This is a genomic window from Marinovum sedimenti, assembly GCF_054052205.1.
Window position 1 is genome coordinate 1,971,681 of record NZ_CM133223.1, and the last position, 13,032, is coordinate 1,984,712.

10 protein-coding genes are annotated in these 13,032 nt (G+C 62.5%); 4 read left to right on the forward strand and 6 right to left on the reverse strand.

The window, feature by feature from the left end:
* Nucleotides 1-37 precede the first annotated feature (37 nt).
* Complete coding sequence (locus ACW9UO_RS09545; protein WP_457085590.1) at nt 38-640, reverse strand: alpha-ketoglutarate-dependent dioxygenase AlkB family protein; 603 nt, start codon at nt 638-640, stop codon at nt 38-40.
* Nucleotides 641-849: 209 nt separating this feature from the next.
* Here ACW9UO_RS09545 and dnaK point away from each other — a divergent pair, with 209 nt between their 5' ends.
* Together dnaK and dnaJ are read left to right on the forward strand one after the other, a co-directional pair.
* Nucleotides 850-2,763, forward strand: a complete 1,914-nt coding sequence (gene dnaK, locus ACW9UO_RS09550) for a molecular chaperone DnaK (RefSeq protein WP_457085591.1) — start codon at nt 850-852, stop codon at nt 2,761-2,763.
* Between the two features lie 93 nt (nt 2,764-2,856).
* On the forward strand, nt 2,857-4,014 hold the full coding sequence (gene dnaJ / locus ACW9UO_RS09555) for a molecular chaperone DnaJ (RefSeq protein WP_457085592.1): 1,158 nt from the start codon (nt 2,857-2,859) through the stop codon (nt 4,012-4,014).
* A 145-nt stretch (nt 4,015-4,159) separates the two neighbouring features.
* On the opposite strand, the gene ACW9UO_RS09560 is transcribed toward dnaJ, so the two are convergent.
* Together ACW9UO_RS09560 and ACW9UO_RS09565 are read right to left on the reverse strand one after the other, a co-directional pair.
* Nucleotides 4,160-4,513, reverse strand: a complete 354-nt coding sequence (locus ACW9UO_RS09560) for a PaaI family thioesterase (RefSeq protein WP_457088630.1) — start codon at nt 4,511-4,513, stop codon at nt 4,160-4,162.
* Nucleotides 4,514-4,675: 162 nt separating this feature from the next.
* The gene (locus tag ACW9UO_RS09565; protein ID WP_457085593.1) at nt 4,676-6,313 is read right to left on the reverse strand and encodes a long-chain fatty acid--CoA ligase; all 1,638 of its coding nucleotides are present in this window, start codon (nt 6,311-6,313) and stop codon (nt 4,676-4,678) included.
* Between the two features lie 103 nt (nt 6,314-6,416).
* On the opposite strand from ACW9UO_RS09565, the gene ACW9UO_RS09570 reads away from it, so the two are divergent.
* Nucleotides 6,417-7,430, forward strand: coding sequence for an NADP-dependent oxidoreductase (locus tag ACW9UO_RS09570; protein WP_457085594.1), 1,014 nt, complete (start codon nt 6,417-6,419; stop codon nt 7,428-7,430).
* An 18-nt stretch (nt 7,431-7,448) separates the two neighbouring features.
* Here the strand turns inward: ACW9UO_RS09570 and ACW9UO_RS09575 are convergent, their stop codons facing one another.
* The 3 genes from ACW9UO_RS09575 to ACW9UO_RS09585 all read right to left on the reverse strand — a co-directional run bounded on the left by ACW9UO_RS09575 (nt 7,449) and on the right by ACW9UO_RS09585 (nt 11,926).
* The gene (locus ACW9UO_RS09575; RefSeq protein WP_457085595.1) at nt 7,449-10,070 is read right to left on the reverse strand and encodes a peptidoglycan -binding protein; all 2,622 of its coding nucleotides are present in this window, start codon (nt 10,068-10,070) and stop codon (nt 7,449-7,451) included.
* Between the two features lie 3 nt (nt 10,071-10,073).
* Nucleotides 10,074-11,324: a biopolymer transporter ExbB gene (locus tag ACW9UO_RS09580; protein WP_457088631.1), complete on the reverse strand. Its 1,251-nt coding sequence runs from the start codon at nt 11,322-11,324 to the stop codon at nt 10,074-10,076.
* Between the two features lie 71 nt (nt 11,325-11,395).
* A complete protein-coding gene (locus ACW9UO_RS09585) occupies nt 11,396-11,926 on the reverse strand; it encodes a gamma-glutamylcyclotransferase (protein WP_457085596.1) in 531 nt (176 codons plus the stop codon).
* Nucleotides 11,927-12,027: 101 nt separating this feature from the next.
* Between ACW9UO_RS09585 and ACW9UO_RS09590 the strand changes: the two genes are divergently transcribed.
* Nucleotides 12,028-13,011 carry a DUF2125 domain-containing protein gene (locus ACW9UO_RS09590; RefSeq protein ID WP_457085597.1) on the forward strand — a complete coding sequence of 328 codons (984 nt, stop codon included), beginning with the start codon at nt 12,028-12,030 and terminating at the stop codon, nt 13,009-13,011.
* The last annotated feature ends 21 nt before the right edge of the window (nt 13,012-13,032 follow it).

The window sequence follows — 13,032 nt, forward strand, 5'->3', positions numbered from 1 at the left end:
TCGGCCGCGCGTAAAACTCGCGCGGCCCGCCCTTGCGTTACGTCACCACCCGCAGCGTCAGATTGATCCGCCCGCCATCGCGCAACAGCCGCGATGAGCCGAAGCGAACCCGATCCACTCCGTGATGCACCAGCCGCGCGGCACCGCCCATCACCACAACATCCCCCGATTGCAGCCAGATCGATTCGGTCTTGCCGCCCTTTTCGACATTGCCGATCCGAAACAGCCCGGCATCGCCCAAGGACACCGACACCACCGGCTGGGAAAAATCCGCCTCGTCGCGGTCTTGGTGCAGGCCCATGCGCGCACCTTCGCCGTAATAATTGATCAGACAGCACTCGGGCGCACGCGCCTCGGGGGCCACATCTTGCCACAGCTGTAAAATCTGTTCGGGAATCGGCGGCCACGCCATGCCATCCGGGTGGCGCCGCTCATAGCGATAGCCAGTCCGATCCGTCACCCAACCGAATTCCCCTGCGGCACTCATCCGCACCGACATCTGCCGCCCGCCCGGCGTCACCGGGCGATAAAACGGCGCAACTTGCAGCACGCCGCGCAAGGCATCAAGCATTTCAACCTGTTGTGCCGGGTCGAGATAGCCCGGAACCACCTTCACCCCACGCAACTCAAGCGGTGTCATATCCTGCTCCTGTCATAAATCATCAAGAAATCCTCACGCAATTGCACATTCCCGCGCCCCGCACCGCTTGCAGCCCCTAAACCCGGTCCCTATATACACGCCGAAGCGCGGAACGGGCCGCAAGGCGCACCGCCAATCGTTCGGGATGGGATGCCGTCTATGGGTCCTGCCTCGTGTCATCGCCTTGAAGATTAAAAGGGATCGCAACAATGGGTAAAGTCATCGGGATCGACCTCGGTACAACAAACAGCTGTGTGGCCATCATGGACGGCAGCCAACCGCGGGTCATCGAAAACGCAGAAGGGGCACGCACGACACCGTCGATTGTCGCCTTCACAGACAACGAACGCCTCGTTGGCCAGCCGGCCAAACGTCAGGCTGTCACCAATCCGGAAAACACCGTTTTCGGTGTCAAACGTCTGATCGGCCGTCGCAATGACGATGGCGATCTGGCGAAAGACAAGAAGAACATGCCGTTCAACGTCATCGACGGCGGCAACGGCGACGCATGGATCGAAGCCAAAGGCGAAAAGTATTCGCCCAGCCAGATTTCGGCCTTCATCCTCGGCAAAATGAAAGAAACCGCTGAGTCCTACCTCGGTGAGGAAGTCGATCAGGCGGTTATCACCGTGCCGGCGTATTTCAACGACGCACAGCGTCAGGCCACCAAAGACGCGGGCAAGATTGCCGGCCTCGAAGTGCTGCGCATCATCAACGAGCCGACTGCGGCTGCGTTGGCTTATGGCCTCGACAAAGAAAACACCCACACCATCGCGGTCTATGACCTTGGTGGCGGTACATTCGACGTGACCATCCTCGAAATCGACGACGGTCTGTTTGAAGTGAAATCCACCAATGGCGACACGTTCCTTGGCGGTGAAGACTTTGACATGCGCATCGTCAACTATCTCGCTGATCAGTTCAAAAAAGAGCACGGCGTCGATCTGACCAAAGACAAGATGGCCCTGCAGCGTCTGAAAGAAGCCGCTGAGAAAGCCAAGATCGAGCTGTCGTCGGCAAGCCAAACCGAGATCAACCAGCCGTTCATCTCGATGGACCCGAACGGTGGCCAGCCGCTGCACATGGTCATGAAACTGACCCGTGCCAAGCTGGAATCGCTGGTTGGCGATCTGATCAAAGCGTCGATCAAACCCTGCCAGGCCGCTCTGAAAGATGCCGGCATGTCGACCTCCGAGATCGACGAAGTCGTTCTGGTGGGTGGTATGACCCGGATGCCGAAAGTCATCGAAGAGGTGACGAAATTCTTTGGCAAAGAGCCGCACAAGGGTGTGAACCCTGACGAAGTGGTTGCCATGGGCGCCGCCATTCAGGCCGGTGTTCTGCAAGGCGACGTCAAAGACGTTGTCCTGCTTGACGTCACGCCGCTGTCGCTGGGTATTGAGACGTTGGGTGGCGTGTTCACCCGCCTGATCGACCGCAACACCACGATCCCGACGAAGAAGTCGCAGATCTTCTCGACTGCCGAAGACAACCAGAATGCCGTGACCATCCGGGTGTTCCAGGGTGAACGTGAAATGGCCGCCGACAACAAGATGTTGGGCCAGTTCAACCTTGAAAACATCCCGCCTGCACCACGCGGCATGCCCCAGATCGAAGTGACCTTCGACATTGACGCCAACGGCATCGTGTCGGTTCAGGCCAAAGACAAGGGCACCGGCAAAGAGCACAAGATCACGATCCAGGCCTCGGGTGGTTTGTCAGACGAAGACATCCAGAACATGGTCAAGGAAGCGGAAGAAAACGCCGAAGCCGACAAATCCCGCAAGGAGTTGGTGGAAGCGAAGAACCAGGCCGAAAGCCTCATCCATTCGACCGAGAAATCGCTCGAAGAGCATGGCGACAAGGTCGATCCGACCACTGTCGAAGCGATCGAACTGGCCGTTGCCGCGCTGCGTGACGAAGTCGAAACCGACAATGCTGACAAGATCAAGTCGGGCATCCAGAACGTGATGGAAGCCTCGATGAAGCTGGGTGAAGCGATCTATAAGCAAAGCCAGGAAGAGGCCGGCGAAGAAGCTCCGGCGGGCGCAGATGGCCCCGCGGATGACGAAGGTATCGTTGATGCCGACTTCGAAGACCTTGATAACGACAAGCGCGCCTGATCGTCCGTGACGACAGCGCTTTGGAACCACTGCGAGGGCCGGTCCGGATGCCGGGCCGGCCTTCGCACGTTCCATGATTAGGAGGACGGACTGATGTCCAAACGTGATTATTACGAGGTTCTGGGAATTGCCCGGACCGCCTCCGCCGATGAGATCAAGAAGGCCTATCGCAAGAAGGCCAAGGAACTGCACCCGGACACCAACGCCAACAATCCCAAGGCCGAGTCCGAGTTCAAGGAAGCTGGCGAGGCCTATGAGGTTCTCAAGGACGGCGACAAGAAGGCGGCCTACGACCGCTTTGGTCACGCCGCGTTTGAGGGCGGAATGGGCGGCGGCGGGCGCCCCGGTGGCGGCCATCCCGGCCAGCAGGGCGACTTTGCCAGCGCCTTTTCGGATGTGTTCGACGATCTCTTTGGCGATTTCATGGGCGGCCAGCGCGGTGCTGGCGGCGGCGGGCGGCGTGCCGCACGCGGCGCCGACCTGCGGTATAACCTGCGGGTGTCGCTCGAAGATGCCTATACCGGTCTGCAAAAAACCATCACCGTGCCGACCTCGGTGCAGTGTGGATCTTGTAGCGGTTCGGGTGCCGAAGGCGGCGCAGAGCCCACCACCTGCCCGACCTGTTCCGGCATGGGCAAAGTGCGCGCCCAGCAGGGCTTCTTCACCGTAGAGCGCACCTGTCCGACGTGTTCGGGCCTTGGCCAGACGATCAAGAACCCCTGCAAAAACTGCCACGGCGCAGGCCGGGTGGAAAAGGAACGCGCGCTCAGCGTCAACATCCCCAAGGGCGTGGAAACGGGCACCCGTATCCGGCTTGGCGGTGAAGGCGAGGCTGGCATGCGCGGCGGTCCTGCCGGCGACCTCTATATCTTTATCGAGGTGGCGGCGCATAAGATCTTTGAACGCGAAGGCACTGAGCTGCATTGCCGTGTGCCGGTGTCGATGTCGGCGGCGGCTTTGGGTGGCGATATCGAAGTGCCCACCATTGATGGCGGCCGCAGCCGGGTAAAGATCCCAGCGGGTTCGCAATCGGGCCGTCAGATGCGCCTGCGTGGCAAGGGCATGCCTGCCCTGCGCGGCCCCGGCCCCGGCGATATGTTCATCGAACTTGCGGTCGAAACGCCGGTCAACCTGACCTCGCGGCAAAAGGAATTGCTGCGCGAGTTTGAACAGTTGAGCGAAGACAATAACCCGGAATCCAAGAGCTTTTTCTCTTCGGTCAAAGGCTTTTGGGATTCGATGAAGGGCTAAGACCCTGTGTGACCCGCGCGGTGCAAACCGCGCGGGTCACAGCTTTTGCCTTACGCGAAAAACCTCAATCACCTCACACTGCTTGAAATCAAAGATTTCAACGCATGAGGTGATGCGTGTTGTGTCTGGCAACGCGCGTAACGCTTTAGCCAACCTCACCACGATAGCGGAACACGCCGGTGCCGGTGGCGATCAACGCACCGGTTTCGTCCAACACTTTGCCCTCGGCAAAGAACGTCCGCTTGCCGCCCCCTGTCCTGCGCCCCTCGGCAATCAGCCGCGTGCCGTTAGGGCGCGACAGGTAGTTCACCGACAGGTTCAGCGTGAGGCACATCTGCCGCAACTCGGGGTCACCGGTGAAACAGCCCGCATAGCCCATGCTGGTGTCGAGCAGCGAGGCATGCACCCCGCCATGCGGCGCGCCGTGACGATTGCGGGTGAAATCCGCCAGCGTCAGCTCCATCTGGGCAAAGTCTGTCCGCCACTCCACCAGCTCCATGCCGATATGCGCGGAAAAGGCGTAGGGGCCTTCCCAGTTCGCCGCATTGCCGTGGTTGGTTTGGTCCGTCACGCGCCGCCTCCTGCTCTGTGCTTTCGGCCTTTATCCCGGTTTGCGGCGGTGCCGTCCAGCGGGCTTACCCAGTGCGCTTACCCTGTGCGTTTACCCGGTGCGCTGATCCGGCAAGGTATAGTCGACAAACTTGGCCCGCAGCTGACGTTTCGACACTTTGCCCGTCGCGGTCAACGGCAGCTCATCGACGTAAACCACGTCATCGGGAAACTGCCATTGCGCGAAATGCGGCTCCATCATCGCGTGGATATCCGCCAGCGGCACACGCGCCTCGCCCGCAGGCACAACAACAAGCAGCGGCCGTTCGTCCCACTTGGGATGGGCGATGGCGATGACGGCACAATTGGCCACGTCTTTGTGGGCCAAGGCACAGTTCTCCAGATCAATCGACGAGATCCATTCGCCCCCCGATTTGATCAGATCCTTGGAGCGGTCCTGAAGGCTCAGGAACCCCGCCGGATCAATCTTGGCCACATCCCCCGTCGCCAGCCAGCCGTCGCTGTCAAAGGCAGCTTTGCTGGCCTCGTCGTTCTTGAAATAGCCGGAAATGATGGTGTTGCCGCGCACAAACAACTCGCCCACGGCGGTGCCATCATGCGGCAGGCGCTTGCCCTCTTCGTCCACGATTTTCATCTCGCAGCCAAAGACCCGACGGCCCTGTTTCGCCTTGAGATCAATCTGCTCCGCCTCAGGCAGTTTTTGCATCGACCGGTTGAGAATGCCGGTGGTGCCGACCGGGCTCATCTCGGTCATGCCCCAAGCGTGGCAAACCGTGATGCCCGACGTCTCAAACCCTTCGATCATCCCGCGCGAGGCCGCAGAGCCGCCGATCACGACCTGATCAAGCCCTTTGGGATTGCTGCCCCGCTTGGCGATCTCGGTCTGAAGCCCGAGCCAGACAGTGGGCACGCCCCAGGCGGATGTGACGCCTTCGCCATCCATCAAATCCCACAGCGCATCCCCGGCCAGCCCCGGCCCCGGCATCACCAATGAGGCACCCGACAGCGGCGCGGAAAACGGCAGGCCCCAGGCGTTGACGTGGAACATCGGCACCACAGGCAGAATGCGCGCGCCTTCGTACAGCGACGACCGGATCGACAGCGTGGTGGCAAAGGCGTGCATCACGGTGGAGCGATGCGAATACAGCGCACCCTTGGGGTTGCCGGTGGTGCCCGAGGTGTAACACAGCCCGATGCCGGCATTTTCGTCGGCTTCGTGCCAGTCATAGGTCTCGGACTGCCCCTGCAACAGCTCTTCGTAGCACAACAGGTTCAGCGCGCTGTCGGGCATATGCGCCCGGTCGGTCATCACGACAAACTGCATGTCGTCCGGCAGGTCTGATGCAATCGCTTCGAGGATCGGCACAAAGGTGAGGTCGGCACAGATCACCCGGTCTTCGGCATGACCAATGACATAAAGCATCTGCTGCGCCGACAGCCGCGGGTTGATGGTGTGGATCACCGCGCCCATGCCCGCGACGGCGTAATACAGCTCGAAATGCCGGTGGGTGTTCCAGGCCAGCGTCGCCACCCGATCGCCGGGCGCAATCCCCAAACCGGCAAGACCGTGGGCCAGCTGCGCGGCGCGGGCGAATGTCTCGGGATAGCTTTGTCGGTGCAGCCCGCCTTCGCAGAGTGCCGAGACAAGCCCGGCATCGGGATAAATCTCGGCCCCGTAGCGCAGCAATTCAATCACCTGCAGCGGGCGCTGCATCATTTGGCCCATCATCCGAATATCCTCCCTTTCGGCTTGCTCTCCCGGCAAGCTGTCGGGTTAGTGTGGCGGCGAAGCGCGTGGCGGCGCAACTGATTTTGGGAAGGACGGCACTAAAGTGGTATCAAAACGCATTGTATTGGCGGCGCGCCCCGAGGGCGAAGCCGGGCTGGAACACTTCCGGATAGAGCAGGTCGACACCCCATCGCCTTTAGCGGGCGAGGTACTGATCGAGGTCAGCCATCTGTCGCTTGATCCTTATATGCGCGGGCGGATGAACGACGCGAAATCCTATGCCGATCCGGTGGCGGTGGGCGCGGTGATGACCGGTCAGGGCGTCGGGCGTGTGCGGGCCTCTGGCGCGGATGGGTTTGCCGAGGGCGATCTGGTGACCGGCATGACCGGCTGGCAAAGCCATGCGGTGCTGCCAGCCTCTGAGGTCACGAAACTGCCCGCCGACACGGTGCCCTCCCACGCCTTGGGGGTGCTGGGCATGCCCGGCTTTACCGGCTGGGTCGGGCTGACCAAATATGGCCGCCCCAAGGCTGGCGAAACGCTGGTGGTGGCGGCGGCGACCGGGCCGGTGGGGTCGATGGTCGGGCAGTTGGCCAAGCGCGCCGGAATGCGCACGGTGGCGATTGCTGGCGGGGCCGAGAAATGCCGGATCGCGCAGGAGAGCTTTGGCTTTGACGCCGCGATTGACCACAAGGCGTACGACACCGTCAAAGACCTGCGCGCCGCGATTGCCGAGGCGGCCCCGGATGGCGTCGATGTCTATTTCGAGAACGTCGCCGGCGATGTGCTGCACGCGGTTTTGCCCTTGCTCAACACCCATGCGCGGGTGCCGGTGATCGGCATGATTGCGTGGTATGAAGGGGCGGCCGGTGACGGCACCGATGCGCTGCCTGCGCTATGGCGGCAGGTTCTGGTCAAGCGGCTGAGCATTCAGGGGGTGATCATTTTCGACCACTGGGATGACTTCCCCGCGTTCCTTGACGAGGTCGGGCCGTTGGTGGCCTCGGGGGACATCTCGGCGCTTGAGGATGTCGCCGAGGGGTTAGAGGCGGCACCGCAGGCCTTCCTCGACATGCTGAAGGGGCGCAACAAGGGCAAGCAGGTGGTGCAACTCTAAAGCGCCGCCTAAGGCGCGCTATTTCTCGGTGAGTTTCAGCTCGATCCGGCGATTGTTGGCCCGCGCTTCGGCGGTGTTGGCGGTGTCGACGGGCTGAAACTCGCCAAAGCCATTGGCCGCGAGGCGCCGTGGGTCGATCTCGAGAAAGTTGATCATAAAGCGCACCACAGACAGCGCGCGGGCCTGGCTCAGCTCCCAATTGTCGGCAAACCGGGCCGAGCCCAGCAGCGGCACATCATCGGTGTGGCCATCGACCCGGATCACCCAGTCGATCTCGTCGGGGATGTCGCTGGCGACCGATTTCAGGATGCGCGCCACCTTGGCAATCTCGCCCTCGCCTTCGGGCGAAAGCGTGGCCTCGCCCGATTGGAACAGCACCGACGAGGCAAAGACAAAGCGGTCGCCCTCGATCCGCACGCCGTCCTGGTTGCCAAGCAGATCGCGCAGGCGGCCAAAGAACTCAGAACGATAGCGCTCAAGATCCTTCTTTTCCTCTTCCAACAGCGCCGCATTGCGGGCCTCGGCATCGGCGCGGCGTTTCTCTTCGAGCGCTTTCTGCGCCAGCGCGGCGTTCAGATCAGAGCCGAGGTTTTCGAGCCGGATATCCTTGGCCGCATCGCGCGCCGCAAGATCATCGAGCAAGGCGCGCAGGGTGCCAAGCTCATTGCGCAGCGCGCCGACCTGCTGGTTGAGCAGCGCCGCGCGTCTCTGCGCTTCGGTCGAGATTTGTGTCTGTTGCTCAAGCTCTTGGCGGGCGGCGGCCAGCAGGGTTTCGCGGTTGCTGACCTCTTGCGCGTTGGCCCGCGCGGCGGCAGCGGTTGTCTTGGCTGACCGCTCGGCGGCCAGTTTCAGCGCCAGCGCCTCGGCCAATTGTGCGCGGATATCCTCGCGCGCGGCTTCGGCTTTGATCGTCGCTGCCAGCGCCGCTGACAGTTCATCCCGCAGGCTGGTTTCGCCGCTGTCGGCCTCGTTCAACGTGGCGCGCAGGTTGACCAATTGCTGCTCCAATGTGGCCACAGTCTCTTGTGCGGTGTCCAACTGCCCGCCCAGCGCCTTGGCGTTTTCCTGCGCCGACAGTTGCGCGGCCAACGCTTCGGCCAGCTTGTCTTCCAGCGATTTCGCCTCGCTGCGGATGTCCGACAGGCTGGCCTCGGTGGTTTCCAGCGTCGCTTCCATCGCCGCACGCGCCTGATCCGCCGCAACCTTGGCGGCAAGCGCTTCGGCGAGCGTGTCCTCGACCCCGGCCAGATCGCTTTGCGCGGCCAGCGCGCGGGCGAGTTCCGCCTCAAGCGTGGCCTGACGGTCCTGCGCGGCGGCGGTTGCCTGATCGGCCTCGCGCGCTGTGCGTTCGGCCGTGGTCTTGGCGGCAAGCGCCTGCGCCAATTGTTCCTCCAGCGCGCCTTTTTCGGCGTCGGTGGCATCACGCAGCGCTGTCAGCGCCTGTTCCAGCGTGCCGATGCGCGCGGATTGATCCTGACTGTCAAGCAGCGCCGCCGCCAGTTGCGCCTCAAGCGAGGTCAGCTGCGAACTGGCCTGTTGATCGTTCGACACCGCCGCTTGCAGGTCTTCGCTCAGCGCCGCATTGCGCGCCTCAGCGGCCCCTTGGGCCAAAAGCGCGGCAGCAAGCTGGCGTTTCAGAGACTCGGAATCCTCGGCGGCGTCGCTCAGTTGCGCGCCGATCTCGGCAATCGTCGCCTCAGCCGCCTCGCTTGCGATCAGAGCGGCGGCAAGGCGGGCATCCAGATCTGCTTCGGCGGCCTGCACCGCGGCCAGCATCGACAGCGTCTCTTCCGCCGCGCGCCGCTGTTCCTCAAGCGCCAAGGTCATCGCCGTCAGCTCGGTATCAGCGGTCTTTAGCTTTTCACGCAGCGCCTCGGCGGCCGCGAGTTCCGCCAGACGCTTGGCCTCTTCCTCGCTCAGCCGGTTTTCAAGCGCCGACACCTCGGCGGCAAAGGCTGCCGAACTGTCCTCTTGCTCGGCCCGCATCTCGGCGATCATCGCTTCCAGCGCATCGGCCTGCGCGGCGGCCAAACGGGTTGCGGCCACCTCGGCGTTGATCTCGTCACGGGCCTGGGCCAACGCCAGTTGCAGCGCCTCGCCCTGTGAAATCAGCGTGCGTTCACTGTCTTCCAATACACCGATTCGGGCGGTGGCGGCGGCCTGCGCGGCCAAAAGCGCGGCGACCTGATCTTCGAAATCGGTGATCTGGGCATTGGCCGTACCCAGTTCGCTGTCGCGGGCGGCGGCCTCTTGTTGCAGGGTGGCGATCTGCGAATTGGCGTTGCCAAGGGCGGCGTCACGGGCCGAAATGTCCTGCTGCAGCGCCGCGATCAGGGCGTTCTGTTCTTCGGCACGGGTGCGGGCGTCGCCCAGCGTTGTCACCAGATTGCCAAGCTCGGTTTCCAGCGTCGCGGTCTTGTCACGCTCGAGCCCGAGCGCCTGCGCCAGCGCGGCAATCTCGCCCGACAGTTCATCAAGCTGGGTCTCTTGTCCGGTGATGGTTTCGCGCAGGGTGAATTGCACCACCATAAAGATGGTGAGCACGAACATCAGCACCAGAAGCAGGCCGGTCATCGCATCCACGAAACCGGGCCAGATTGCGTTTTGAAACCGTTGACCGGTTCTGCGGGACAACGCCATGGATCAGCTCTCCTGTTCGGGAGTTTCCAGTTTCGGCGGTCGAATATTACGGTTCGGGCGGGCAGAGGACGTGGCGGCACTTGCGGTGCTGACCTGACGCACCGCCGTATTCAGCGCACGGGTCAATTGCGACAGATCGGTGCGCAGCTCGGCCATGCTTTCCTGCCGTCCGGCGGACATTTCCTCGAGGATACGCAGCATTTGCACGTCGATCGAGCGCAGGCGCATCCGGCTTTCGGCATCAATCCCGCCATCATCGCGCGAGGCGCGGTTTTCCAGCGTATCGATCAGCCGCTCTTGCCCTTCGGCCAGCCGGGTCAGCGCGGTGGTCGGGGCCGATTGCCGCTCAAGCTGTTCGGTCATCCGCTCGACACTGTCGGCCAGGGTCGAGAGTTTGTCATCCACGATGGCACGGCTGACATCCGACTGGGCAAACATCTGTTGCAGGTGTTCCATCTGCTCGGACATGTGATCGACCACCGCCACCAGCAATTGCTGATCGCCGCCGCCGTCGCCATCGCCCGATCCGGCATAGCCAAGTCGGGTGATCGAGCTTAGCCATTCCTCAAGCTCACGGTAAAACCGGTTCTGCCCGTGCCCGGCAAAGAGTTCGAGCAGACCCACCACCAACGATCCGGCAAGACCCAAAAGCGATGAGGCAAAGGCCGTGCCCATGCCGCCAAGCTGCGCCTGAAGGCCCTTTTGCAGCCGTTCAAAGATCTGCCCGCCGGTTTCCCCCGGTGCGGGCGTGAGCGAGCGGATGGTATCGACCAGCGCCGGCACAGTCGTCGCAAGGCCGTAAAACGTGCCGAGCAGCCCGAGAAAGATCAGCAGGCTGACAATATAGCGGGTGATTTCGCGGGCTTCGTCGATCCGCTGCGCGACACTGTCGAGGATCGAGCGTGACGAGGTGGCCGAAATCTGCATCCGCTTGCCGCGCGACCGCATCAGCGTGGCCAAAGGAGCAAGGATGCGCGGTGGGGTATGCCCCTCTTCGGCACCGGTTGCGAAATTCTCAATCCAGCGGACCGAGCCGATCAGCGTCAGCACCTGCCAGAACGTGGCCAACACGCCGATCACAAAGACCAGCACGATAAAGCCGTTAAGGTAGGGGTTTGTCAGGAACACCGGCAAGACGCGCGGCAGGGCAAGGATCAGCCCCGCGCATACCAGCCCCAGCACGGTGACCATAAAGAACACCTGTCGGACGGGTTGCGAAAATCTTGGCTCGGCCTCGCGGTCCGGCTTGTCCACCATGAAGGACTGTTCCTGACACTGTTAGTTGCGCCCAGACTCTAGGCACGAATTTCCGCCAAGCCAAGGCGTTAACTGCAAATGTCACGGACCCGCACGGCCAACCATTGCAAATCTGCATCCTCGACACCCAATTCAGCCAGATGTTCGGCGGTGTTCCAGAGGTATTCTGTGTTCGGCCCACGCCCCCCCACCGCGCGCGCGATGATATGGGCCTGCTCCTCAAGCGGAATGTCGCGGCAATACTGCCAGTGGTCCTGATCAATCACATAGACCAGCGCCTCGATCTGGCGGCCATCCTCCAGCCCCAAGATCACATGCCGCTCAAGATAGGCCGAGGAGACAAGCTCGCGTTCGCGCAGATAGGCCAGCGTGGCGTCTTCGGTGCCCGGTTCGGCGCGAAAGGCCACGCCGTCACACAGCGCGCCGGGCGCTTCGTCTAGCGCGAGCACAAGGCCGGGGTCTTGTTCGGTGCCGCGATGGTGGATCGAGCGCATGCAGAAACTGCGGCGGTAATCCTCAAGCGAGGCGAGCCGTTTTTCCGCCACCGGGAAACCGGGGTTCCACAACAGCGATCCATATCCGAAAACCCAAAGTGCCATGACGCTTTTCCTTTCCGCTTCCTGCAAGTAGACCATCGCCGCAAGGGGCGAAAGCCCGCAGCTTAGGAAGGGCGAAAGCCCGCAGCTCAGGAAACCATCACATGAAACGTCTTGCACTTGTCATCCTTGTCGTCGCCCTTGGTTGGTCGGGGTATTGGCTTTGGGGCAAACAGGTGCTGGTGCGCAGCTATGACGGCTGGTTTGCCGAGCGGCGTGACGAAGGCTGGAATGCGCAGTACGGCGATATGGCGGTGCGCGGATTTCCCAACCGGCATGACACCACTTGGACCGATCTGGCGCTGTCTGATCCCGAAAGCGGGCTTGGCTGGCAGGCACCGTTCTTTCAGCTCTTGCTGCTGAGCTATAACCGCCATCACGCCATTGCCGTCTGGCCCGATGCGCAGACGATCACCACGCCGGATGGGGAGTACGCGATCACCAGCGACAAGTTGCAGGCCAGCCTTGTGACCAAAGGTGCGGCGCACGTTCTGGAGCGGGCCAACCTTGTGGCCGATGTGCTGAACGTCACGGCACCCGAGGGGGCCACCACGGCGCTGGCGCAGCTGCGGATGGCCACGACACGGGCCGAGGGTGCGGCCTATGATATGGCGGTTGTGGTCGATGGGCTGGCGCTTCCGGCGGGGGTGGTTCAGGCCACGGGCGGCGCGCTGCCGCAGACCTTTTCCGAGGCCCGGCTTGCCGCGCGGCTGGTGTTTTCCGAACCCTGGGCGCTGGCCGCGACACGGGCACGCCCGCAACCCACCGCCATCGAGCTGAGCGAAGCGGCGCTGGAATGGGGGCCGATGGCGCTGCGCATGACCGGCGATCTGGAGATTGACGGCAAGGGCCGTGGCACCGGTAAAGTGCATGTGCAGGCCAAGAACTGGCGCGAGATGCTGGAGGTGGCGCGCGCCTCTGGCGAAGTCTCGGCGGTGATGGTGGATGGCATCGAAACCGCGCTTTCGCTGCTGGCGCAAATATCGGGCAGCCGCAACTCGCTTGACCTGACGCTGACGCTCGACAAAGGCGAAATGCGGCTTGGGCCGCTGCCATTGGGCCCGGCGCCTCGGTTTGTCTTGCGCTAGGATTTCGCGCCGCGCAAGATC